General features: G+C 67.9%; 23 protein-coding genes. 11 read left to right on the top strand and 12 right to left on the bottom strand.

Annotated features, from left to right (window positions below; all coding sequences use genetic code 11):
* The coding region (locus tag VEC03_RS10775; RefSeq protein ID WP_324915103.1) for a peptidogalycan biosysnthesis protein at positions 1-809 on the bottom strand (809 nt) is incomplete at its 3' end.
* Between VEC03_RS10775 and VEC03_RS10780 the strand changes: the two genes are divergently transcribed.
* Positions 808-2,472, top strand: a complete 1,665-nt coding sequence (locus tag VEC03_RS10780) for an NAD+ synthase (protein WP_324915105.1) — start codon at positions 808-810, stop codon at positions 2,470-2,472. The genes VEC03_RS10775 and VEC03_RS10780 overlap by 2 nt on opposite strands.
* A gap of 19 nt (positions 2,473-2,491) precedes the next feature.
* Complete coding sequence (locus VEC03_RS10785) at positions 2,492-2,830, top strand: P-II family nitrogen regulator (protein ID WP_324915107.1); 339 nt, start codon at positions 2,492-2,494, stop codon at positions 2,828-2,830.
* A 1-nt stretch (position 2,831) separates the two neighbouring features.
* Here the strand turns inward: VEC03_RS10785 and VEC03_RS10790 are convergent, their stop codons facing one another.
* From VEC03_RS10790 to VEC03_RS10810, 5 genes are all read right to left on the bottom strand, one after another.
* Entirely contained in the window at positions 2,832-3,455 is a 624-nt protein-coding gene (locus VEC03_RS10790) for a TIGR00730 family Rossman fold protein (protein ID WP_324915108.1), read from the bottom strand.
* 13 nt (positions 3,456-3,468) lie between these two features.
* Positions 3,469-4,032, bottom strand: coding sequence for an RDD family protein (locus VEC03_RS10795; RefSeq protein WP_324915110.1), 564 nt, complete (start codon positions 4,030-4,032; stop codon positions 3,469-3,471).
* 10 nt (positions 4,033-4,042) lie between these two features.
* Complete coding sequence (locus VEC03_RS10800) at positions 4,043-4,666, bottom strand: DUF3106 domain-containing protein (RefSeq protein WP_324915112.1); 624 nt, start codon at positions 4,664-4,666, stop codon at positions 4,043-4,045.
* Positions 4,667-4,740: 74 nt separating this feature from the next.
* Positions 4,741-5,169, bottom strand: coding sequence for a DUF3619 family protein (locus VEC03_RS10805; RefSeq protein WP_324915114.1), 429 nt, complete (start codon positions 5,167-5,169; stop codon positions 4,741-4,743).
* Complete coding sequence (locus tag VEC03_RS10810; RefSeq protein WP_324915117.1) at positions 5,166-5,732, bottom strand: RNA polymerase sigma factor; 567 nt, start codon at positions 5,730-5,732, stop codon at positions 5,166-5,168. The genes VEC03_RS10805 and VEC03_RS10810 overlap by 4 nt, the downstream gene beginning before the upstream one ends.
* A gap of 264 nt (positions 5,733-5,996) precedes the next feature.
* Between VEC03_RS10810 and VEC03_RS10815 the strand changes: the two genes are divergently transcribed.
* The 8 genes from VEC03_RS10815 to pbpG all read left to right on the top strand — a co-directional run bounded on the left by VEC03_RS10815 (position 5,997) and on the right by pbpG (position 15,991).
* The gene (locus VEC03_RS10815; protein WP_324915119.1) at positions 5,997-7,784 is read left to right on the top strand and encodes an acetolactate synthase 3 catalytic subunit; all 1,788 of its coding nucleotides are present in this window, start codon (positions 5,997-5,999) and stop codon (positions 7,782-7,784) included.
* Between the two features lie 130 nt (positions 7,785-7,914).
* A complete protein-coding gene (gene ilvN, locus VEC03_RS10820; protein ID WP_324915121.1) occupies positions 7,915-8,406 on the top strand; it encodes an acetolactate synthase small subunit in 492 nt (163 codons plus the stop codon).
* Between the two features lie 35 nt (positions 8,407-8,441).
* Complete coding sequence (ilvC, locus tag VEC03_RS10825; RefSeq protein WP_324915123.1) at positions 8,442-9,458, top strand: ketol-acid reductoisomerase; 1,017 nt, start codon at positions 8,442-8,444, stop codon at positions 9,456-9,458.
* A gap of 135 nt (positions 9,459-9,593) precedes the next feature.
* Complete coding sequence (locus VEC03_RS10830) at positions 9,594-10,490, top strand: MBL fold metallo-hydrolase (RefSeq protein ID WP_324915126.1); 897 nt, start codon at positions 9,594-9,596, stop codon at positions 10,488-10,490.
* A 59-nt stretch (positions 10,491-10,549) separates the two neighbouring features.
* Positions 10,550-11,368, top strand: a complete 819-nt coding sequence (gene pssA / locus VEC03_RS10835) for a CDP-diacylglycerol--serine O-phosphatidyltransferase (protein ID WP_324915127.1) — start codon at positions 10,550-10,552, stop codon at positions 11,366-11,368.
* A gap of 208 nt (positions 11,369-11,576) precedes the next feature.
* Positions 11,577-13,271, top strand: a complete 1,695-nt coding sequence (gene leuA, locus VEC03_RS10840; protein ID WP_324915179.1) for a 2-isopropylmalate synthase — start codon at positions 11,577-11,579, stop codon at positions 13,269-13,271.
* Positions 13,272-13,282: 11 nt separating this feature from the next.
* Positions 13,283-14,821: a 2-isopropylmalate synthase gene (locus VEC03_RS10845; RefSeq protein ID WP_324915129.1), complete on the top strand. Its 1,539-nt coding sequence runs from the start codon at positions 13,283-13,285 to the stop codon at positions 14,819-14,821.
* A 117-nt stretch (positions 14,822-14,938) separates the two neighbouring features.
* On the top strand, positions 14,939-15,991 hold the full coding sequence (gene pbpG, locus VEC03_RS10850) for a D-alanyl-D-alanine endopeptidase (RefSeq protein WP_324915131.1): 1,053 nt from the start codon (positions 14,939-14,941) through the stop codon (positions 15,989-15,991).
* 97 nt (positions 15,992-16,088) lie between these two features.
* Here the strand turns inward: pbpG and VEC03_RS10855 are convergent, their stop codons facing one another.
* Genes VEC03_RS10855 through VEC03_RS10880 form a run of 6 tightly spaced genes read right to left on the bottom strand, consistent with a single transcriptional unit; the run spans position 16,089 to position 20,403 of the window.
* Complete coding sequence (locus tag VEC03_RS10855) at positions 16,089-16,886, bottom strand: IclR family transcriptional regulator (RefSeq protein ID WP_324915133.1); 798 nt, start codon at positions 16,884-16,886, stop codon at positions 16,089-16,091.
* A gap of 29 nt (positions 16,887-16,915) precedes the next feature.
* Entirely contained in the window at positions 16,916-17,677 is a 762-nt protein-coding gene (locus VEC03_RS10860) for an arginyltransferase (protein WP_324915135.1), read from the bottom strand.
* The gene (gene aat, locus VEC03_RS10865; protein WP_324915138.1) at positions 17,674-18,420 is read right to left on the bottom strand and encodes a leucyl/phenylalanyl-tRNA--protein transferase; all 747 of its coding nucleotides are present in this window, start codon (positions 18,418-18,420) and stop codon (positions 17,674-17,676) included. The genes VEC03_RS10860 and aat overlap by 4 nt, the downstream gene beginning before the upstream one ends.
* A gap of 52 nt (positions 18,421-18,472) precedes the next feature.
* Positions 18,473-19,252, bottom strand: a complete 780-nt coding sequence (locus VEC03_RS10870; protein ID WP_324915139.1) for a hypothetical protein — start codon at positions 19,250-19,252, stop codon at positions 18,473-18,475.
* 9 nt (positions 19,253-19,261) lie between these two features.
* Complete coding sequence (locus VEC03_RS10875; protein ID WP_324915141.1) at positions 19,262-19,564, bottom strand: acylphosphatase; 303 nt, start codon at positions 19,562-19,564, stop codon at positions 19,262-19,264.
* Between the two features lie 26 nt (positions 19,565-19,590).
* Positions 19,591-20,403 (bottom strand): universal stress protein, encoded by an 813-nt coding sequence (locus VEC03_RS10880; RefSeq protein ID WP_324915142.1) that lies wholly within the window; start codon positions 20,401-20,403, stop codon positions 19,591-19,593.
* A gap of 412 nt (positions 20,404-20,815) precedes the next feature.
* On the opposite strand from VEC03_RS10880, the gene VEC03_RS10885 reads away from it, so the two are divergent.
* Entirely contained in the window at positions 20,816-24,034 is a 3,219-nt protein-coding gene (locus VEC03_RS10885; RefSeq protein WP_324915144.1) for a PAS domain-containing hybrid sensor histidine kinase/response regulator, read from the top strand.
* Positions 24,035-24,078: the final 44 nt, after the last annotated feature.

Below are 24,078 nucleotides of genomic sequence, written 5' to 3' on the forward strand. Positions count from 1 at the left end.
AGAATCAGCACCATGTGCCGGGGCAGGGCGCGGCCGATGCGGCAGAAAAACTCCAAAGTGAGGTACGGACTGGAGTGGTGGTCACGGTAAGTCTGCCGGTAGCAGCGCTCGAAGAATGCCCAGTCGCGTTCGCGGATGTCATCGCCTTCCAGCCACTTGAAGCGAATCCCTGCGTCCAGCACTTTGCGGCGCTCCTGCCTGACTTTCTTGCGCTTGTCATGGCTGAAGCCAGCCAGGAATTGCCCGAAATCCGCATAGCCGCGATTTTCCCAGTGAAACTGAACGGTGGTGCGCGGCATCATGCCGTGAGCCACCATCACGGCGGCTTCGTCCCGGGTCGGAAAGAGGCAATGCAGCGACGACACCTTGAGGTCCCGTGCGAGCTGTAGCGCACCCTGCAACAAGGTGTCACGCGCTTCCTGCGTCGCGGCCAGCAGCCGGCATCCGGATACGGGCGTGAATGGCACTGCCGAAAGGAGCTTCGGGTAGTACGCGATGCCATGACGGTGATAGGCATCGGCCCAGGCCCAGTCGAACACGTACTCGCCATAGGAATGCGCCTTCAGGTGGAAGGCGCAGGCCGCTTGCAGCGTGCCGGCGCGCCACAGCGTGACGAAGGCCGGCTCCCAGCCGGTGGCCGCCGTGGCGCTGGCGCTGTCGTGCAGCGCGGCGAGGTACTCGTGCCGCATGAAGGGGGTCGGCTGGTCCTGCGCCGCGAGCAGTTCGTTCCAGTCCTCGCGGGGCGCTTCGCCCGGCGTGGCGAGGAGTCGAATGACATAATCGTCCGGCTGTTTTCGCACTGCTGACATGGCCCTCCGGATCTGTACCGCCCAGCTCAACTTCGTGGTGGGCGACATGCCCGGCAACGCCCGCAGGATCGTCGAGGCCGCCCGGCAGGCCTACCAGGACGGCGCGCGGCTGGTCCTCACGCCCGAGCTCTCCATCTGCGGCTACGCGGCCGAGGACCTGTTCCTGCGGCCTGCGTTCATCGCCGCCTGCGATGATGCCGTCAAAACCGTGGCCCGCGAACTCGCGGGGTTGAAGGGGCTGCACGTCGTGGTCGGCCATCCGGTGGGCGGCGACGTGCGCAGCCGGTCGGTGCAGGTGCAGCGGCGGCTGAATGCCGCCAGCGTCCTCAGCGAGGGCAAGGTGCTGGAGACCTACGCCAAGCGCGAGCTGCCAAACTACCAGGTGTTCGACGAGCGCCGCTACTTCACGCCCGGCCGCGGCAGCTGCGTGTTCCAGGTCGAGGGCCTGAACGTGGGCCTGCTCATCTGCGAAGACGCCTGGTTCGAGGAGCCGGCCCAGCTGGCCGCCGAGTCGGGCGCGCAATTGCTGGCCGTGATCAACGCGTCGCCCTTCCACATGGGCAAGGGCGGCGAACGGATCGCCCGCATGGCCGAACGTGCCCAGGCGGTCGGGCTGCCTATCGTCTACGCCCACCTGGTGGGCGGCCAGGACGAGGTGGTGTTCGACGGCGGGTCGTTCGCGCTGGCGGCCGACGGCACGCTGGCCGGCCGCGCGCCCTCGTTCCGCGAGGACCTGTTCACGGTGAATGTCGAGGGTGCGCCCGATGCGCTGGTGCTGAATGGGCCGATGGCGCCGGCGCGGGAACCCGAAGCCGAGCTCTGGGATGCGCTGGTCCTGGGCGTGCACGACTACGTCACCAAGAACGGCTTCCCGGGGGTGCTGCTGGGGCTGTCGGGCGGCATCGATTCCGCGCTGGTGCTGGCGATCGCCGTGGACGCGCTCGGCAAGGACAAGGTGCGCGCGGTGATGATGCCGTCGCCGTACACGGCCGACATCTCGTGGATCGACGCGCGCGACATGGCCACCCGGCTGGGCGTGCGCTACGACGAGATCTCCATCGTGCCGCAGTTCGAGGCCTTCAAGGCCGCGCTGGCCGGGGAGTTCCAGGGGCTGCCGGAGGACGCCACGGAGGAGAACATCCAGGCCCGCATCCGCGGCGTGCTGCTCATGGCGCTGTCCAACAAGTTTGGCAGCATCGTGCTGACCACCGGCAACAAGAGCGAGATGGCCACCGGCTACTGCACGCTTTACGGCGACATGGCCGGCGGCTTCGCGGTGATCAAGGACGTGCTCAAGACCAGCGTGTTCGCGCTGGCGCGCTGGCGCAACGCCAACGACCCCTACGGCACCGGCGCGCATCCGATCCCCGACCGCATCATCACCCGCCCGCCCAGCGCCGAGCTGCGGCCGGACCAGGTCGACCAGGACAGCCTGCCGCCGTACGAGGTCCTCGACGCCATCCTCTCGCGCTACATGGAGGAGGACGAGGGCGTGGAGCAGATCGTGGCCGAGGGCTTCGACCGCGCGATGGTCGAGCGGGTCGCGCGGTTGGTGAGGATCAACGAGTACAAGCGCCGACAGGCACCGGTCGGCATCCGCGTCACGCACCGGGGCTTCGGCAAGGATTGGCGCTATCCTATTACCGGGAAGTTCGGCTCCTAGAGGGAGCATGAAAGGCTACATGAAACAGATCACCGCCATCGTCAAACCCTTCAAGCTCGAGGAGGTGCGCGAGGGCCTCGCCGAGTGCGGCGTCACCGGGCTGACGGTCACCGAGGTCAAGGGCTTCGGTCGGCAGAAGGGCCACACCGAGCTGTACCGCGGCGCCGAGTACGTGGTGGACTTCCTGCCCAAGGTGAAGATCGAGGTGGTCGTGAAGGACGAGGACGTCGAGCGTTGCGTCGATGCCATCGTCAAGGCCGCGCGCACCGGCAAGATCGGCGACGGCAAGATCTTCGTCACCAGCGTCGAGAAGGTGGTGCGCATCCGCACCGGCGAGACGGACGAGTCCGCCGTCTGAGCTAGATCTGCGACAGGTCCTGCGCCGACGCCGGCGTGGACTCCGCCACCAGGGCCTGCAGCAGCGCATCCGGCTCGCTGCCGATGCGCACCAGGTCCATCTGCCAGTCGTTCATGAACCCGTGGGCCACGCTGCTGCGCAGGAACGCCAGCATCGGGCCATAGTAGCCATCCGTATCCAGGATGCCCACCGGCTTGGCGTGGTAGCCGAGCTGCCTCCAGGTCCAGGCTTCGAACAGTTCCTCCAGCGTGCCTATGCCGCCGGCCAGTGCCAGGAAGGCACCGGCGCGTTCGGCCATCAGCCGCTTGCGGTCGTGCATGCTGTCCACCACGTGCAGCTCGGTGCAGTCGCGCTTGGCGAATTCCTTGTCCACCAGGGCCTGCGGGATCACGCCGATCACGGTGCCGCCGGCCGCGAGCGTCGCGTCGGCCACGACGCCCATCAGCCCGGCGTTGCCGCCGCCGTAGACGAGCTGGCCGCCGCGTGAGCCGATCCAGTGGCCCACTTCGCGTGCGGCGTGCACGAAGGCGGCGGCAACGCCGGATCGGGAGCCGCAGTACACGCAGATCGAGAAGGGCGGGGTGCTGGCGGAAGCGGAATCGGAAGCGTGCAACGGCTGGGACATGGGTCCCGATTGTCTATGAGCCGCGTGACCTGCCGCCCGACGTGGGCGGCACCGCAACCAGCCGCGTGCCGGCCAGCGCATCGTGCCAGAACTGCCGCTGCGGATGGAAGCGGCTGAGCAGCGCCCATACCGCCACCCAGCCGAAGACCACCACGGCGTACTCGCCGAGCCCGAGATGGAAGGGCGCCAGCGCGATCAGCGGCGGCAGGAACCACAGCCAGCTGCACAGGTAGCGCACCAGGGCGCGGCCCTGGGTCAGGGGGCGGCCGGCCGCATCGACCGCGCGGATGTTCCAGGTCTTCATGGCCAGCGTCTGCCCGCGGCTCCAGAACCACGAGAAGTAGATCCCGAAGACCACGAACAGGAAGGCCTGCAGCAGCGGGCGCCGCTCGTCCATGCCGCTGCGGACCTGGCCCAGCGTGCTGAACAACCAGCCGGCGACGAAGACGACGGCGAACAGCAGCATGCCTTCGTAGACCCAGCAGGCCATGCGACGGCGCAGCGAGGGGGCAGTGAGATCGGGGGCGGCAGGCGAAGGAATGGCCGTGCCGCCGGACGGGACCGGCGCGTGCGTCATCGTCGGGATGCTAGTCGGGGTTGGCCGGAACCGGCGACGCAGGCTGCGCCTCCGCCGGTGGCGCCTTCCGGGACTTGCGAGGGGGGCGCGGCACCTTGGCGAGCTTCTGGGCCGGCACCGGCTTGAGGGCGGCTGCGGCCGGCGGGGTGCGCGCCGGCGCGCCGGCCGCCAGCTTGCGCTTTTCCTCGGGCGAGAGGGCCTGGTAGGCCTCCCACTTGGCCTTCTTGTCGTCGGCCGACAGGCCCTTGGTCTCGGCGAAGTTCAGCCGCGCCTGGGTGCGCTGGTGCGGGCTCAGGGCCACCCAGTCTGTCATCCGGCTGTGCAGGCGCGCCTGGTCCTGCGGCGCCATGCGCTGGTAATTGCGGGAAAGGGCGATCCACTTGCGCTTCTGCGCTTCGCTCAGCGTCGGCCAGGCGCCGGCCAGCGGCTGCAATGCCTGCTGCTGCTTGGGGCTGAGGTCGGCCCAGCCCGAACGTCGCTCCGCGCCGGCCCGGCCGCTGCCGGCCTGGGCGACCCGGGTACCGGGCGTCTTGGCGGTGGCCGCTTGCGCGGGCGCAGCAGCCCCGGGCGGCGGGTTGGCCTGCGCGGCCGTCCCGTGCAGCGCCAGGCTGCCGGCGAACGCCAGGACGAGCATGCCCGCGGCGCGGCGCAGCCGGGGCAGTGCGGCGCCTGGGCCGGAACGCGGGAAATGCACTCGCGACCCCGGCATCAGAGGCTGGACTTGAGGAACTGGACGAAGCCCGGGTCGGCGTAGGCGGCGGGCGGCAGGTCGTCGGTGAGGAGGTCGGCGTCGACTTCGGCCACTTCGCGCGCGCGCCTATCGTCCTGCACGACCTGGATGGCGACCAGGCCGGCCACCAGCGCGACCAGCGGCAGGGCCAGTGCCACGCGCTGCCAGAGGCGGATGCGATCGGGCCCGCGCAGCGCGGCCTGGCCATTGCCGGCGGCCGAGACCGTGCGCGTAGGCTGGAGAGCGGGGGCCTTGCGCCGCGCCAGGGCCTGTTCGCGCGCGGCGCGCAGGCGCTCGGTGATGTCGCGGGGCAACTCGGCCGCGGCGGTGTCGAGACGGGCGGCAACCCGGCGGCCGAACTGGTCCTGGCGGGCCTGGGCCAAGGCCAGGGTGGAGACGTCTTTCATGGTTGTAATCCCTTTGCCTTCAGTGCCTTGCTGAGGGCCTGGACCGCCCGGGAGCAGTGCGTCTTGACGCTTCCCTCGGAGCAGCCCATGGCGGCGGCCGTTTCGGCCACGTCCATGTCCTCCCAATAACGCATGAGAAAAGCCTCGCGTTGACGGGGGGGCAGGGCCTTGACCTGCGCTTCGATCTCCCTCAGCACCTCGGCCCGGCGGCTGGCATCCTCGGCGCTCTCCGACTGCTGGGAACCCTCCAGCGCGGCATAAGTTTCCAGCAGGTCGAAATCGCCGTCGTCCGAGGCCGATTCGAAGTCGCTCAGGTTGGAGAACAGCGCATTGCGCGTCTTCTGGCGGCGGAACCAGTCCAGCGTGCAGTTGGAGAGGATGCGCTGGAACAGCATGGGGAACTCGGCCGCCGGCTTGTCGCCGTAGTGCTCGGCCAGCTTCATCATGCTTTCCTGCACGATGTCCAGCGCCGCCTCCTCGTCCCGCACGTGATAGACGGAGCGCTTGAAGGCCCGCTTTTCGACGCTCTTGAGGAAGTCGGAGAGTTCTCGTTCGGTGGCCAAGGGGCGGAGGGCCTTTCGGGGCGCAGCGGCTCGCCGTCGGGGTGGTCGAGGCGGCGGGGATTATGGCACCGGGGTCATCCAGTTGGGCTGCGGCTCGCCGCGGTGACATAATGCGCGCTGCAGGTCACAGGCAAACGAGCCCGGATCCGGCGGCGCGATCGGCCCGTCCATGGTCCCAGGGTTCAAAGTCCGGACGCGGCTTCACGAGAGTTCGCGAAGGGGCACCCAACTGGTCTTTCGTTCCCGAAGCCCGAAAGGTTGATCATGGAAATCTCGAAGGCGGAGATCACCTCCGCGGCGGCCGCCGGTACCGGCGCCGAACCCCATACACCCACCGAACTGCGCGGCGCCGAGATCATGGTGCGCGCGCTGCAGGCCGAAGGCGTCAAGTTCGTCTGGGGCTATCCCGGCGGCGCGGTGCTGCACATCTACGACGCGCTGTACAAGCAGGACGGCATCCAGCACGTGCTGGTGCGGCACGAGCAGGCGGCGGTGCATGCCGCCGACGGCTATGCGCGGGCCACCGGCGAAGTGGGCGTCGCGCTGGTCACCTCGGGTCCCGGCGTCACGAATGCCATCACGGGCATCGCCACCGCGTACATGGACAGCATCCCGATGGTGATCGTCACCGGGCAGGTGCCGACCGCGGCCATCGGCCTGGATGCTTTCCAGGAGTGCGACACCGTCGGCATCACGCGGCCGGTGGTCAAGCACAACTTCCTGGTCAAGGACGTGCGCGACCTCGCCGCGGTGATGAAGAAGGCCTTCCACATCGCACGCAGCGGCCGCCCCGGGCCGGTGGTGGTGGACATCCCCAAGGACGTCTCCTTCAACAAGACGTCCTACACCGGGTATCCCGACAAGATCGAGATGCGCTCGTACAACCCGGTCCGCAAGGGGCACGGCGGCCAGATCCGCAAGGCGGTGCAGTTGCTGATGACGGCCAAGCGGCCCTACATCTACGCCGGCGGCGGCGCGATCCTGGGCAACGCCACCGCCGAACTGCGCGCGCTGGCCGACCTGCTGGGGTATCCGTGCACGAACACGCTGATGGGCCTGGGCTCGATCGACGGCACCGACCCGAAGTTCCTGGGCATGCTGGGCATGCACGGCAGCTTCGAGGCCAACAACGCCATGCAGAACTGCGACGTGCTGCTGGCCGTGGGCGCGCGTTTCGACGACCGCGTGATCGGCAACCCCAAGCACTTCGGCTCGGCCGAGCGCAAGATCATCCACATCGACATCGACCCCTCCAGCATCTCCAAGCGGGTGAAGGTGGACGTGCCCATCGTCGGCGATGTCAAGGACGTGCTGGCGGACCTGGTGGCGAACATCCGCGAGTCCGGCCAGAAGCCCGACGCACAGGCGCTGGCGGGCTGGTGGGAGACGATCGAGGGCTGGCGCAAGCGCGACTGCCTGAAGTACGACCGCGCCAACAAGGACGTGGTCAAGCCGCAGCACGTGATCGAGACGCTTTGGAAGCTGACCAAGGACGTCGACACCTACATCACGTCGGACGTCGGCCAGCACCAGATGTGGGCTGCGCAGTTCTACAAGTTCCGCGAGCCGCGGCGCTGGATCAACTCCGGCGGCCTTGGCACCATGGGCGTGGGCATCCCGTACGCGATGGGCATCAAGCTCGCCAAGCCCGACTCCGAGGTGTACTGCATCACCGGCGAAGGCTCGGTGCAGATGTGCATCCAGGAACTGTCGACGTGCCTGCAGTACAACACGCCGATCAAGATCATCTCGCTGAACAACCGCTACCTGGGCATGGTGCGCCAGTGGCAGGAACTCGATTACGAGGGCCGCTACAGCCACAGCTACATGGACGCGCTGCCCAACTTCGTGAAGCTGGCCGAGGCCTATGGCCACGTGGGCATGCTGATCGAGAAGCCGCAGGACGTGGAGCCGGCGCTGCGCGAGGCGCGCAAGCTCAAGGACCGGACGGTCTTCATGGACTTCCGCACCGACCCCACCGAGAACGTCTGGCCGATGGTCAAGGCGGGCAAGGGCATCACCGAGATGCTGCTGGGGAGCGAGGACCTGTAAGTCGACCCGTCGCCTCCGCGCAGGCGGGGACGGCGCATTTCCCGCCCCGGCGGGCCCGAGACGAATCTATTGACCGCCAAGCCCGGCGCTTACCGGCACCGGGGGAGGGCGGCGAGAAGAGGAATCGCACATGAAACACATCATCGCCGTGCTGCTGGAGAACGAACCCGGCGCACTCTCCCGCGTGGTCGCCCTGTTCTCGGCCCGCGGCTACAACATCGAATCGCTGACCGTGGCGCCGACGGAAGACCCGTCGCTGTCGCGCATGACGATCCAGACCACCGGTTCGGACGACGTGATCGAGCAGATCACCAAGCACCTGAACCGACTGATCGAGGTGGTCAAGGTGGTCGACCTGACCGAAGGCGCCTACACCGAGCGCGAGCTCATGATGGTGAAGGTGCGCGCCGTCGGCAAGGAGCGCGAGGAGATGAAGCGCATGGCGGACATCTTCCGCGGCCGCATCATCGACGTCACCGAGAAGAGCTACACCATCGAGCTGACGGGCGACCAGTCCAAGAACGACGCGTTCCTGGTGGCCATCGACCGCAGCGCCATCCTCGAGACCGTGCGCACCGGCGCCAGCGGCATCGGCCGCGGCGAGCGGGTGCTCCGCGTCTAGTCCCCATTCCCCCCTGTATCCAACCTGGAGAGACCATGAAGGTTTACTACGACAAGGACTGCGACCTGAGCCTGATCAAGGGCAAGACCGTCGCCATCATCGGCTACGGCTCGCAGGGCCATGCGCACGCGCAGAACCTGAACGACAGCGGCGTCAAGGTCGTGGTCGGCCTGCGCCCGGGCGGGGCTTCCTGGCCCAAGGTCGAGAAGGCCGGCCTGAAAGTCGCCGCGGTGGCCGAGGCCGTGAAGATGGCCGACGTGGTCATGATCCTGCTGCCCGACGAGCAGATCGCCACGGTCTACAAGACCGAGGTCGAGCCGAACATCAAGCAGGGCGCCTCGCTGGCCTTCGCGCACGGCTTCAACGTGCACTACGGCCAGGTCGTGCCCCGTGCCGACCTCGACGTGTGGATGGTGGCGCCCAAGGCACCCGGCCACACCGTTCGCAGCACCTATAGCCAGGGTGGCGGCGTGCCGCACCTGGTGGCCGTGCACCAGGACCAGAGCGGCAAGGCGCGTGACCTCGCGCTGTCGTACGCCATGGCCAACGGCGGCGGCAAGGCCGGCATCATCGAGACCAACTTCCGCGAGGAGACCGAGACCGACCTGTTCGGCGAGCAGGCCGTGCTGTGCGGCGGCACCGTCGAGCTGATCAAGGCCGGCTTCGAGACGCTGGTGGAAGCCGGCTACGCGCCCGAGATGGCGTACTTCGAGTGCCTGCACGAGCTCAAGCTGATCGTGGACCTGATCTACGAAGGCGGCATCGCGAACATGAACTACTCGATCTCCAACAACGCGGAGTACGGCGAGTACGTCACCGGCCCGAAGATCGTGACCGAGGAGACCAAGGCCGCCATGCGCCAGGCCCTGAAGGACATCCAGACCGGTGAGTACGCCAAGAGCTTCATCCTGGAGAACCGCGCCGGCGCGCCGACGCTGCAATCGCGCCGCCGCCTCACGGCGGAACACCAGATCGAGGTGGTCGGCGAGAAGCTGCGTGCGATGATGCCCTGGATCAAGAAGAACAAGCTCGTCGACCAGACGCGCAACTGACCTTGCCGAGCGGCCTCCGGCCGCGCGCAAGGCCATCCCCGCGAAGGCGGGGATCCGGAAGGGGCGGCCGAGAGGCCGCCCTTTTTGTCGTCACGAGCCTTGCTAGAGTCCTCCTTGAAGTTCCGACCAACCACCATGGACCCATCGCTGCGCTTCGGCCCCGTCTCCATCTTCCTGGGCGACAAATCCGGCAAGTACCCCGACGGCAACCAGGTGCTGGTGCACGGCAGCGACATGCGGGTCGCCTTCGACACGCCACAGGTCGCCAACCGCATCGGACCCGCCTTCGACGATGCCATCGACCTGGTGATCCTCGGCCACGTGCACGAGGACCACATGGCCGGGCTGCACCGGCTGCCGCGCGCGCAGGTCCAGGTGCACGAGGCCGACCTGGAGGCCGCGCGCTCGTGGGAAGGGCTCTCGCGGCACTACGGCTATCCGCAGGAGGTGCTGTCCGCGCTCCGTCCCATGCTGGAGCGTGATTTCGACTACCGGCCGCGACCCGACGCCATTGGCTATGCCGACGGCGCCTGCTGGGACCTGGGCGGCGGCGTGACCGTCCGCGCGCACCACCTGCCCGGCCACACCGCCGGGCATTGCGCCCTGGTGGTGGAGAGCGAGGGACTGGCCTTCATCGGCGACATCGACCTGACCGGTTTCGGGCCGTACTACGGCGATGCCACGTCGGACCTGGCGGCCTTCCGCCGCAGCCTGCAGGCGGTGGCGGACATCGAGGCCCGTGTGTGGGTGACCTCGCACCACCGCGCCGTGCTGGTCGAGCGGGCGCAGTTCCTCGACCAGCTGGCCCGCTTCGCACGCCGCATCGACGAGCGATCCGACACCCTGCTGGGGTACCTGCGCGAGGGGCCGCAGACCCTCGCGCAACTGGTGCAGCGCCGGATCCTCTACCCGGCGGGCTTCAGCGTTCCGTACGCCGAGTGTGCCGAGCGCAACAGCATCCGGATGCACCTCGACGAGCTGGTCGCGCAAGGACGCGTGCGCGCCGAGGACGGGGTGTTCGGGCTGGCCTGAACCCGCTGCGGCGACGCCATGGCGGAACCCGCCATGGCGCCGCGCTTACACTCTGCGCCATGCACGACGGCGCCGATCACACCGACCACAGCCCCGAGGAGGGCATCGTGGTGCGCCGCCGGCGCAAGGGCATCTACATCCTGCCCAACCTGTTCACGCTGGCCGCGCTGTTCGGTGGCTTCTATGCCGTGGTGATGGCGATGAACCAGCGCTTCGACATGGCCGCCGTGGGCGTGTTCGTGGCCATGGTGCTGGACAGCCTGGACGGGCGCGTGGCCCGCATGACCAACACCCAGAGCGCCTTCGGCGAGCAGATGGACTCGCTGTCCGACATGGTGTCCTTCGGCGCGGCGCCCGCGCTGATCGCCTACGAATGGGCGCTCAAGGGACTGGGCCGCTGGGGCTGGATCGCGGCCTTCGTCTATTGCGCCTGCGCGGCCCTGCGCCTGGCCCGCTTCAACGTCAACACCGCCGTGGTCGACAAGCGCTACTTCCAGGGGCTGCCGTCCCCGGCTGCGGCGGCCCTGGTGGCGGGCTTCATCTGGCTGATGAACGACTACGGCGTCAAGGGCTACGAGATGGTGTGGGCCATGTTCGCCATCGCGCTGTATGCCGGCCTGACCATGGTGACCAACGTGCCGTTCTACAGCTTCAAGGACATCGGGATGAAGAAGAGCGTCCCGTTCGCCGTGATCGTGCTGATCGCGCTGGGCATCGCCGTCATCAACATCGACCCGCCCGTGGTGCTGTTCGTGCTGTTCTGCGTGTACGGCCTCTCCGGCTACGCGCTCTATGGCTGGCGCAAGGCCAAGGGCCTGCAGACCAGCGTGATCAGCACGTCCACCGACGAACCCGACGAGCGCGGCCTGCACCGCTAGGAAAGCCCCCAAGCGGTCGCGGTCCTCATCCTGTGCTACATTCGTTGCCCATGAACCGCATTGCGCTGGCCCTACTCCTAATCCCCCACGGGCGGAGACGGTAGCGCGCGCGCAAGAAACCCACCTCGACGGCCCGTATGCACCAGCAGCGGGCCGTTCTGTTTTTGGGGCTGCTGGTCCACCACCCTGACCGAAAGACCACATGTCCATGCTGAAGAACCCCGCCGCCAAGTACCGTCCGTTCGCCCCGGTCGGCCTGAAGGACCGGATCTGGCCGGACGCGGTGCTGAGCCGCCCGCCCGTGTGGTGCAGCGTGGACCTGCGCGACGGCAACCAGGCGCTGATCGAGCCCATGGACATCCCGCGCAAGCTGCGCATGTTCCAGACCCTGGTGAAGATCGGCTTCAAGGAGATCGAGGTCGGCTTCCCGTCGGCATCCCAGGTCGAATTCGATTTCGTGCGCCGCCTGATCGAGGAGGACCTGATCCCCGCGGACGTGACCATCCAGGTGCTGACGCAGGCGCGCGAGCCGCTGATCCGCCGCACCTTCGAATCGCTGCGCGGTGCCCGCCGTGCCATCGTGCACCTGTACAACGCGACCGCGCCGGTCATGCGCAAGGTCGTGCTCGGGCTGGACGAGGACGGCATCGTGGAACTGGCGACCTCGCAGGCACGGCTGTTCAGCGAACTCGCGGCCCGGCAGCCCGGCACCGACTGGGTGTTCGAGTATTCGCCCGAGATGTTCTCCGGCACCGAGCTGGCGTTCGCCAAGCGCGTGGTCGATGCCGTCACCGAGGTCTGGCAGCCCACGCCGCAGCGCAAGTGCATCGTCAACCTGCCGTCGACGGTGGAGCACTCCACGCCGAACATTTTTGCCGACATGATCGAGTGGATGCACCGCCACCTGGCGCGGCGCGATTCGATCGTGCTGTCGGTGCATCCGCACAACGACCGCGGCACCGGCACCGCCGCCGGCGAGTTCGCCGTGATGGCCGGCGCCGACCGACTGGAAGGCTGCCTGTTCGGCAACGGCGAGCGCACCGGCAACCTCGACATCGTCAACGTCGCCCTGAACCTGTACACGCAGGGCGTGGACCCGGGGCTGGACTTCTCGGACATCGACGAGATCCGCCGCACGGTGGAGCACTGCAACCAGTTGCCGGTGCACCCGCGCCACCCCTACGCCGGCGACCTGGTCTACACCTCCTTCTCCGGCTCGCACCAGGACGCCATCAAGAAGGCGTTCGCGGCGCGCCGCGAAGGCGACATCTGGGACATGCCGTACCTGCCGCTCGATCCCAAGGACCTGGGCCGCAGCTACGAGGCCGTGATCCGCGTCAACAGCCAGTCGGGCAAGGGCGGCATCTCCTACCTGCTCGAGACCGAGTACGGGCTGGAGCTGCCGCGGCGGCTGCAGATCGAGTTCAGCCAGGTGGTGCAGGCGGTGATGGACGACAGCGGCAAGGAACTGACCGCCCGCGAGATCCACGACCTGTTCGAGCGCGAGTACGGCATGCGCAGCATCGCCTCGCTGCGCCACCAGGTGCTGGAGGAGGGCGACGACGGCCGCGTCACCATCGCCGCCGAAGTGGCGCTGGCCGGCGGGAACCTGAAGCTGCAGGGCACCGGCAACGGACCGATCGATGCCTTCGTGCAGGGCCTGTCCGCCGCCACCGGCGAGACCGTGCGGGTGCTCGACTACCGCGAGCATGCGATCGGCGCCGAGGCGCACGCGCAGGCCGTGGCCTACCTCGAGCTTCGGGTGGGCGATCGCACCTTGTTCGGCGTCGGTCGGGATGCGAACATCGTGTCCGCTTCGCTCAAGGCCATCGTCTCCGGCCTGCAGCGGGTCCGGGCGATCGAGGCCCGGCAGGTGCAGGCGGAATTCGCGCCGGCGAAATGAGGAACCAGGACATGGCCGACAAGCTGATCATTTTCGACACCACCCTGCGCGACGGCGAGCAGTCGCCCGGCGCTTCCATGACCCGCGACGAGAAGCTGCGCATCGCGCGCCAGCTCGAGCGGCTGAAGGTCGACGTCATCGAGGCGGGCTTCGCCGCCAGCTCCAACGGCGACTTCGAGGCCGTGCAGTCCATCGCCAACGCGGTCAAGGATTCCACCGTCTGCTCGCTCTCGCGCGCCAACGACCGCGACATCGCCCGTGCGGCCGAGGCACTCAAGGGCGCCGCCCGCTCGCGCATCCACACCTTCATCGCGACGTCGCCGCTGCACATGGAGAAGAAGCTGCGCATGACGCCCGAGCAGGTGCTGGAGCAGGCCAAGCTGTCGGTGCGGTTCGCGCGCAACCTCTGCGGCGACATCGAGTTCTCGCCCGAGGACGGCTACCGCAGCGAGATCGACTTCCTCTGCCGGGTGCTGGAAACCGTGATCGCCGAGGGCGCCACCACCATCAACGTGCCCGACACGGTGGGCTACGCCGTGCCCGAGCTGTACGGCAACTTCATCCGGACCCTGCGCGAGCGCGTCCCCAACTCCGACAAGGCGATCTGGTCGGTGCACTGCCACAACGACCTGGGCATGGCGGTGGCCAACTCGCTGGCCGGGGTGAAGATCGGCGGTGCGCGCCAGGTGGAGTGCACCATCAACGGTCTGGGCGAGCGCGCCGGCAACTGCTCGCTGGAAGAGATCGTCATGGCCGTCAAGACCCGGAAGGACTACTTCGGGCTCGAGGTCGACATCGACACCCGGCACATCGTGCCGGCCAGCCGCATGGTCAGCCAGACCACCGGCTTCGTGGTGCAGCCCAACAAGGCGGTGGTCGGCGCCAACGCCTTCGCCCACGCCAGCGGCATCCACCAGGACGGCGTGCTCAAGGCGCGCGACACCTACGAGATCATGCGGGCCGAGGACGTGGGCTGGAGCGCCAACAAGATCGTGCTGGGCAAGCTGTCGGGCCGCAACGCCTTCAAGCAGCGCCTGCTGGACCTGGGCGTGCAGCTCGAGAGCGAGGCCGACATCAACGCCGCCTTCGCCAAGTTCAAGGAACTGGCCGACCGCAAGAGCGAGATCTTCGACGAGGACATCCTGGCCCTTGTCAGCGACGAGGCGGTCACGCACGAGCAGGAGACCTACCGACTGGTCTCGCTCGCCCAGCACAGCGAGACCGGCGAGCGGCCGCACGCCGTGGTCGTGTTCACGGCCAACGGCCAGGAAGTGCGCGGCGAATCCGACGGCAACGGCCCGGTCGACGCCTCGCTCAAGGCCATCGAGAGCCACGTGCGCAGCGGCGCCGAGATGGTGCTCTATTCGGTGAACGCCATCAGCGGCTCCACCGAGAGCCAGGGCGAGGTCACGGTCCGGCTGCAGAACTCCGGACGGGTGGTCAACGGCGTGGGCGCCGATCCCGACATCGTGGTGGCCTCGGCCAAGGCTTACCTGAGTGCTCTCAACAAGTTACAAAGTAAAGCTGATCGGGTGGCTGCACAAGGTTAGGTTTGTGTCCATATAATTCGGCCCCGGCTGAGGTTTCTTGCCTAAGTTGTTGATCTTGTGTAAGTTTTGCAGGATCGACCCTCAGCCCTGAAACAAGAGCCGAAAAAAGGAGACCGGATGCAGCCCCCCTTGCCGATGGCCCTGCCCAGGACCTGGACTCGCGCCCTGCGGTCGTTCGCCGCAATCCTCATCGTCTGCGCCCTGGTTCCGGTCACGGCCGACGCCGGTACGCGCAAGGAAACGGTCGCCAAGAAACAGCGCACCGCTTCGGCCCACAAGACGGCGAAGGCCACTATCCGCAAGAAGCGCCGCTCGGTGGTGATCACCCAGACGCCGCGTCCGTCCTACGGCCACCTGGCCGGCCTGCACGACACGCGCGACGACCTCGACCTCAAGTCCAGCGTGGCCTTGGTCATCGACCAGGACACGAGCGAGGTGCTGTTCTCCAAGAACGAGCAGGCGGTGCTGCCGATCGCCTCGCTGACCAAGCTGATGACGGGCCTGATCATCAGCGAGGCCAAGCTGCCGCTGGACGAAGAGATCACGATCACCCAGGACGACGTGGATACCGAGAAGGGCAGCCGCTCGCGCCTGCGCGTGGGCACCCGGCTGACGCGCGGCGAGGCGCTGCACCTGGCCCTGATGTCCAGCGAGAACCGGGCCGCCAACGCGCTCGGCCGCACCTATCCCGGCGGTCTGGATGTGTTCGTCCAGCTGATGAACGCCAAGGCCCGCCTGCTGGGCATGAAGGACACCCAGTACGTCGAGCCGACCGGCCTGTCCAGCCGCAACCAGTCCAGCGCCAAGGACCTCGCCACGCTGGCGAACGCCGCCTACCAGGACCCGTTGCTGCGCGAGTACACCACCTCGCCCGGCTACGAAGTGGCGGTGGGCAATCGCACGCTCCAGTACAACAACACCAACCGGCTGGTGAAGAACCCCGACTGGGAGATCGGCCTGCAGAAGACCGGCTACATCTCCGAAGCCGGCCAGTGCCTGATCATGCAGGCCAAGGTGGCCGGCCGGAAGGTGATCATGGTGTTCCTCGATTCGGCCGGGAAGCTGAGCCGGCTGGCCGATGCCGAGCGGGTGAGGCGCTGGGTGGAGACGAATGCACCCGCGGCGGCGAAGGCTTCGGAGTCGACGGTGATCCGGCAGGTGAACGGATAAGCCGCTCCGCTGGAATCCGCTACGCTGGAATCCGCTACGCTCCAACACGAAACACGGCGCCTTTGGCGCCGTGTCCTTTTGTGGGTTCCTGCCCTTCTCAGGCGGCTCTTGCGGGAATTGGGGGCTTGTACCCCAGCGCTGCCGAGATCTCGCTGGCGGTGGTCTGGAGCTTGCTGAGCCAGCCTTCGTCCAGGCGGTCGGCGGGGGCGGAGATGGACAGGCCGGCCACCAGCCGGCTCTGGTCGTCGTAGATGCCGGCGGCCATGCAGCGCACGCCGAGCTCCAGTTCCTCGTTGTCGCGCGCGATGCCGTACTGGCGCGCCTTGGCCAGTTCGCGCTCCAGCAGCGGCAGTTGCGTGATGCTGTTGCGCGTGTGGCCGGCCAGGCCGGTGCGGGTGGCGTAGGCACGCACGCGCTGCGGCTCGTCCGCAGCCAGGAACAGCTTGCCGGTCGACGTCAGGTGCAGCGGGGCCCGTCCGCCGATGGCGCGCACCACCTGCATGCCGGAGCGCTCGCTGTAGGCGCGCTCGACGTAGACGATCTCGTCGCCCTGGCGCACCGACAGGTTGACCGGTTGCTGGATCATCCGGTGCAGCTCGCGCATGGGCATCAGAGCCGCGTCACGCACGTTCAGGCGCGCCTTGACCAGGTTGCCCAGCTCCAGCAGCCGCAGGCCCAGCCGGTAGCTGCCGGCCTCGGGCCGGTCGACGAAGCGGCCCACGGCCAGGTCGTTGAGGATGCGGTGGGTGGTGGAGGGATGCAGGCCGGTCTTCTCGCTGATCTCCTTGAGGGAGATCGCTTCCTCGCGCGATGCGAGCACGTCGATCAGCGCGAACATGCGCTCGATGACCTGGATGGTGGGGGTTGCGGCGACGCCGCTGTCGGGCTTTCTCATGCGGAAACGGCTGGAGCGTTTCCGGTATTTTACTTTGTGAAATCGCGGCGGGTACGCGGCCCCTCGACCCAGCGGCCTTCCTGCAACACGTGATGGGGCAGGAAGCGCGCCTTGTAGCCCATCTTGGGACTCTCGGCGATCCAGTAGCCCAGGTAGACGTGGGGCAGCTTCAGCTTGCGCGCCTGGTCGATCTGCCAGAGCACGCTGTAGGTGCCGTAGCTGGCCGAACCCTCGGGTTCGTAGAAGGTGTAGACGGCCGAGAGGCCGTCGCCCAGCACGTCGAGGATGGACACCATCCGCAGCGCACCCGGCGAGCCGTCGGGCAGCGGCTCGCGGAATTCCACCAGCCGCGAGTTCACCCGGCTTTGCAGCAGGAACTGGGTGTACTGGTCGATGCTGTCGTGGTCCATGCCGCCGCCCGCATGGCGGCCGCTCTGGTAGCGCAGGTACAGCTGGTAATGCTCCGGCACGAAGCACAGCTTGAGCACCCGCGCCTGCAGGTTGCGGTGCTGCGCCCAGGCGCGGCGCTGGCTGCGATCGGGCTTGAACTGCTCGGCCAGCACGCGCAGCGGCACGCAGGCGCGGCAGCCGTCGCAGTACGGCCGGTAGGTGAACATGCCGCTGCGCCGGAACCCGCTGGTGACCAGGTCGGAATAGGCGTCGTTGTGGATCAGGTGGCTGGGTGTGGCCACCTGCGAGCGGGCCTGCTTGCCCGGCAGGTAGCTGCACGGGTAGGGCGCGGTCGCATAGAACTGCAGGGTATGAAGCGGAAGGTCCTTGAGGTGCGTCACGCGGAGGGCTTCTGCAACTGGAGTTCGCGCCAGTATAGGGGCTCGAAATTCCACTGCGGTGACGGTTTTGCGGTGCGGGCGGCGACGGCTGCAACGAATGCCTCGCGCGGGATTTCACGCGCGCCCAGCGAAGCCAGGTGGCGCGTGTTCTGCTGGCAGTCGATGCAGTCGATGCCGTGTGCGCGGCAGAAGGCCACCAGCGCCGCCAGCGCGATCTTGGAGGCGTCGGGCACGCGCGTGAACATGGATTCGCCGAACACCGCCTGGCCGATGGCCACGCTGTACAGGCCGCCGACCAGCTCGCCGTCGACCCAGGTCTCCACGCTGTGCGCGTGGCCGGCGGCGTGGAAGGCCTCGTAGGCGCTGACCATCTCCGGCACGATCCACGTGCCCGACTGGCCCTCGCGGCGGCTGCCGGAGCAGGCGCGGATGACATCGCCGAACGCGGTGTCGAAGCGCACCTCGCAGTTCGCGTCCTCCACGAAACGCCTGAGCGTCTTGCGCAGGGAGCGGTGCAGTCGGAATTCCGCCGTGAACAGCACCATGCGCGGATCGGTGCTCCACCAGAGGATGGGCTGCCCTTCGCTGAACCACGGGAAGATGCCGCCCGAGTAGGCCCGCCTCAGCGTATCGACGTCGAGCGCGCCGCCGGCCGCGAGCAGCCCCGGCGCGGGATCGTCGATGCCCCAGGCACGGCGGGCAGGCGGGAAGGGGTCGCCGGGTTCGAGCCAGGGCAGCTTCATCGCGGACAGGGGTGCGGCACAGCCGGCATTGTGTGCCGGCGGCAGCGGCGGGTCAGCGGATCGACCCTTGCGAGAGCGCAAATATCACGAGCAGGCCGGCCGCCGCGGCGATCGCGGCCGACTGCTGGAACTGGTGGCTCTCGGCTTCGGGCACCAGCTCGGTCATGGTCAGGTAGAACATCGCGCCTGCGCCGGCGGCCAGCAGCAGGCCCAGCACGCCGGGCGGGAGGTTGCGCAGCAGGAACCAGCCCGCCATCGCCGAGATGAACAGCGCCAGGCCGATCAGGCCGGTCCAGCCGAGGATGCGGCGTGCCTGCCGTTCGCCGCCCTTCTCGCGGATCAGCTCGCCGATGCTCAGGGCCTCGCTGACGTTGTCGATCACGATGGCCAGCCCGACGACCAGGCCGACCGAGGGATCGGTCGCGGCGCTGACGCCGATGGTGAGCCCCTCCACCAGTTCCTCGGCGCTGGTGCCGCCGGCCAGCACCGTCACCTCGTCACCGCGGGAGCGCCGCCGGCGCCGCACGCTGCGCACCCAGTCGCGCTGCGCGGCCTTGTCGCCCGCGCTGGCGCCGCGGTGCACGAACAGGTCCAGTGCGTAGAGCAGACCGAAGCCGATGGCGAATCCCGCCAGCGCGGTGGGCAACGACGCCACCTTCGCGGCCTTGGGCAGCATCTCGAAGGCGAAGGCGCCCAGCAGTGCGCCGGCCGCGAAGCCGACGGCGATGGACAGCGCCAGCGTGGTCGGCTTGCGGACCAGGGCGAGGGCCCCGCCGATGGGGGAGGCCAGCGCGCCGGCCAGGGCAATGGCGAGCAGCGTGCCGAATTCCATGGCAGCGGCTCAGGCGGTGGGCCGCTGCTCGAAGCCGTCGAACGAGGGGGCGGGCTCCGGGACTTCCGAAATCTCCAGTGCCTCCACGCGGGCCCCCGGGTTGCACGAGCGCAGGCGTTCGCACATGCGCTCCACGGGGTCGGGGTGGCCCTGCAGCACGGCTTCGACTGAACCGTCGAGCCGGTTGCGCACCCAGCCCGCGATGCCCAGGCTGCGGGCCAGCTCGGCACAGGCGTAGCGGTAGCCCACGCCCTGGACGAGCCCGCGCACCCGCACCCGGCGGGTCAGCAATGGCGGCTGCAGCGGATCCATCGCCGGTGCGAGCCGGTCCGCCCGGCTCAGGGAAGGCGCGTGAACACCGGCACGCCAGCGTCGCGCAGGGCGGCCGCGGTGACGCTCCCGAGCAGGGCGGAGGTCACGGCGCTGCGCCCGCGCGTGGTCATGGCGAGGATCGATGCGGGATGGGTGCGCACGAATTCGGGAATGGCCTTGGCCGGATCGCCATGCAGGACTTCCCACCCTGCGTCGATCCCGTGCGCCTTGGTGATCGCGGCCGCCTGCGCCTGGACGTAGCTGGACTCCATGATGTCCAGCCCCTCCACGCCGGAAGCACCGGAGCCGGCCGGCCCGAGGACGGTCACCACCACGATGCGCGACTTCAGAGCGCGGGCGAGTTCCACCGCCTGCGGGATGATCGATTCGGAGACCGGGCTTCCGTCCAGCGGGATGAAGACGCGTTCGATCGCTGCCCCGGCGGCTGCGGATCCGGGAGCGTGCTCCTTGGGGCGGAACACGAGGATGGGCTTGCTGCCGGCACGCACGACGTCCAGCGCCGTACTGCCGAGCACGGCCCGCATGACGCCGGATCGCCCGTGCGAGGTCATGGCCACCAGCGTGCCGGGTACCCGCTCGGCTTCCTGCAGGATGGCGTGTGCCACGTCGCCGTGCACTTCCGTGCAGATGGCCTCTGCGCCGGAGACATCGGCCTGGGTCCGCAGTGCGGTCTCCGCCTCGGCCATGCGGTCGTGCCTGCCGACCGCGCGGTATAGGGCCAGCTGGGCCCCGGTCGTCCTCGCGATCGTCTGTGACAGCGGCAGGATCTGGTTCGAGAACGAGGAGCCGTCGACCGGAACGAGGATTCGCTTGTACATGGTGGGAGCTCGGGAGTTGTGAACCGAGCTTGCCCCAGGCGCCCGAATCCGGCAAGTCCGGCTGCATCCGGCTCCAGCCAGAGGAGAGGCGCGTCACGTGCGCGCGGGGGCCTCGCCGGCAGCATTCGCCACGTGCCAACGTTGCGGATCCGGTAGAACGCCCGGCCTGCCGCACGCGCAGGCCCACCCCCCGAAGCTCCGCGCGTGACGGCGAAGCCGGCCCCTGGGTAGCAAGGGTCATGAGTTCCGGAACGCTACTCCTTCACGCCCCGGCCCGCATGTTTCTTGATGAGGGTCAACGAGATCACGCGAACCCGCTCGAAAAGGCGGTGGTTAAGAAAATTCCGTAGGGGGCATGCCGCAAGCGCCATCTAAAGTTTTGTCACATCGAGTTACACAAACGGAGTCTGGCGTGGCAACTCTTGATCTTGCGAGGGAGAACGAACGACTGCGGTCGCAACTGGCGGATTGCCTGAAGTCCCAGGCGACCTTGCACGCGACCCTGAACAGCACCAGCGACGGGATCGTGTCGATGCGCCTCGATGGCTCGCTGTTCATGAACGTGCGCGCCGCCGAGATCTGGTCGGTGCCCGAGGACCAGATCAGCAACATCGACGGGCCTGCATTTCGTGGCCTGATCGCCAGCCAGTTGAAGGACCCGGAAGCGTTCTGGAGCATGGCTCTTGCCCTCGACCGGCCCTTCGACCAGGAATCCACCAGCATCCTTGCGTGCAAGGATGGGCGCTTCATCGAACGGCGCGCCCGCCCCCAGTACGTCCTGGGCAGGCAGCTGGGTTTCGTGATCGCCTACCGCGACGTGACCGAGCAGGTGTCGCACGAGCGGCAGATGGCGTTCAGTGCACTGGTTCTGGACAACTCGGGCCCGATGGCATGGATCGACCGCGATACCGACCGCCTCACCTATGCGAACCGGGCGATGTGCGCGCACCTGGGCTACTCGCAGCAGGAACTGGTCGAGCTGAAGGTGACCGATATCGATGTGGCGCATTCCGCGGCGCGCCGCGCGTATATCTTTCGCGAGCTGGCCAGCGGACGGACGGCCATGTTCGACACGCAGCACAGGCGCAAGGACGGCACGGTGCGCGAGGTGGAGGTATCCGTCTTCCTCACCGAGCATGCGGGACGGGCCATGTTCGTCATCAATGTCAAGGACTTCACCGAGAAGAAGGCCGCGCAGCGCGAGAGCCAGCTTCAGCAGAACCTGCTCAAGTCCATCATCAATTCGACGGTCGACGGCATCTATTTCAAGGACCTCGAGGGTCGTTACCTCGGCTGCAACCAGTCATACGCGGACATCGCTGAAACGGATGTGGAGGCGATCAAGGGCAAGACCGTCGATGACCTGCCGTTTCGGCCAGACGCGATCGAGCGGATCAAGGAGCGGGACAGGCGGGTGTTGAGCACGCTCCAGCCCGATACCGCCGAGTATTGGGCCGAACACTTTTCCGATGGCAGGCGCCGCCTGTACGAGAGCGTGGTCTCTCCCCTGTGGGACGAGCTCGGCAAGCCCATGGGGGTGTTGTGCATCGGACGGGACGTCACCGGACGCAAGCAGGCCGAGGAGGAGTTGCGAGCCGCCAAGGAAGCGGCCGAAGCGGCGACGCAGGCGAAGTCGCAGTTCCTGGCCAACATGAGTCATGAGATCCGCACTCCGATGAACGCGATCATCGGGCTGTCGCACCTGGCCCTCAGGACGGAGCTGACGCCCCGGCAACGCGACTACATCGAGAAGGTGCAGGGCGCCGGGCAGAACCTGCTGCGGGTGATCAACGACATCCTGGACTTCTCGAAGATCGAGGCCGGCAAGCTGGACCTGGAAACGGCGCAGTTCGACCTGAACCACCTGCTGGAGAGCACCTGCACGTTGGTGTCCTCGCTTGCAGAGGCCAAGGGGCTGGAGCTGGTGCTGGAGGTGGACCCCAGCGTGCCCCGGCAGCTCATTGGCGACTCGCTGAGAGTGGGGCAGATCCTGCTGAACCTGGCCAACAACGCCGTGAAGTTCACCGAGCGCGGCGAGGTCGGGATCGGCGTGAAGCCGGTGGAGACCGGCGACGCCCGGGTGGTGCTGGAGTTCGCGGTTCGCGATACGGGTATCGGCCTGGACCGCGAGCAGATCGAGCGCCTGTTCAAGAGCTTCACGCAGGCCGACACTTCGACCACGCGCCGCTTCGGCGGCACGGGCCTGGGCCTGGCCATCTGCAAGAAGCTGGTCGAACTGATGGGTGGCGAAGTGGGCCTGGACAGCGAGGTGGGCCGCGGCAGCACGTTCTGGTTCCGGCTCCCACTGGGTATCGGACTGCAAACCACCGCCGACCCCGTGTTGCTGCCGGACCTTCACGGCTGCCGGGCACTGGTTGTGGACGACAGCTTCTATGCGCGCGCGGCGATCGCCGAGATGCTGTACGACATGACCTTCGATGTCAGTGAAGCCTCCTCCGGCGAGCAGGCCGTGGATGCCGTGCGCGAGGCGGCCGTCCAGGGCCGGCCGTTCCAGGTGGTCTATCTCGACTGGCGCATGCCCGGAGGGATGGACGGATTGGAGACCGCCCGGCGCATTCGCGAACTCGGGCTGGAACTTCCGCCGACGCTGATGATGGTGTCCGCATACTGCCGCGAGGAGATGCTCAAGCAGGCCGAGTCAGCGGGTATCGAATCGGTGCTGGTCAAGCCGGTGCATGCATCGGCCTTGTTCGACGCGACCGTGCAGGTACTGTCGACGCGGACCGGCCGGATAAGTGACCAACCGGCTCGCGCCCGCGCCGGGCAGCCCGAACAGGGCGTGGACGCTGCGCCTGCGCTGCTGGGGGCGATCCGGGGCTCGCGCGTACTGGTCGTCGAGGACAACGAGATCAACCAGATGGTGGCCATGGAGATGCTCCACCAGGCCGGCATGCAGGTGGAGGTGGCCGAGAATGGTCAGATCGCCCTGGAGAAGGTCCAGGCCGGCTACTACGACCTGGTGTTCATGGACATGCAGATGCCGGTGATGGACGGCGTCACGGCGACCCAGGAGATCCGCAAGATCACCCGCCTGGCCGGGCTACCCATCGTGGCAATGACGGCCAATGCGATGGAGCAGGATCGCCGTCGCTGCCTGGGAGCCGGCATGAACGACACGCTGACCAAGCCTGTTGCACCGGCGGCGCTGTGGTCGACGCTGCTGCGCTGGATCCCGCCGTTCGAAGCTGCCCGGGTCGAACCAGCCGCTACGGCGCCCTGCAAGTGCGAGGGCCAGCACTTCTGCGGCATCGAGGGCCTGGATGCAGCCCGCGGCCTGGAGATCGTCAATGGCAACCGCAAGCTCTATCGCACGATCCTCGCCCGCTTCGTACAGGGCCAGTCCAAGGTGCCAGCCCAGATCCACGAGGCGCTGGCCACCGGAGACCTGACGGCCGCCGAACGTCTGGCACACACCCTGAAGGGCGTTTGCGCGAACATCGGCGCGGAGGAAGTGCGCCAACTGGCCGCCAGCGTGGAGGATGCGCTTCGAACCTACGAGCCGCCCCAGGTGGTGCAGGAGCGCCTGAAGGCACTGGAGCGCGTGCAGGCGCGGCTCGTGGCCGCAGTGTCCGGGCAACTGGACGAGGCCGAGGCGCCTGAACTAGCCTGAAGGCCATCACCTGAAACCCCGAATAGTCAGCTATCCCCAAGTGG

Source organism: Ramlibacter sp. (assembly GCF_035627355.1).
GTDB lineage: Bacteria > Pseudomonadota > Gammaproteobacteria > Burkholderiales > Burkholderiaceae_C > Ramlibacter.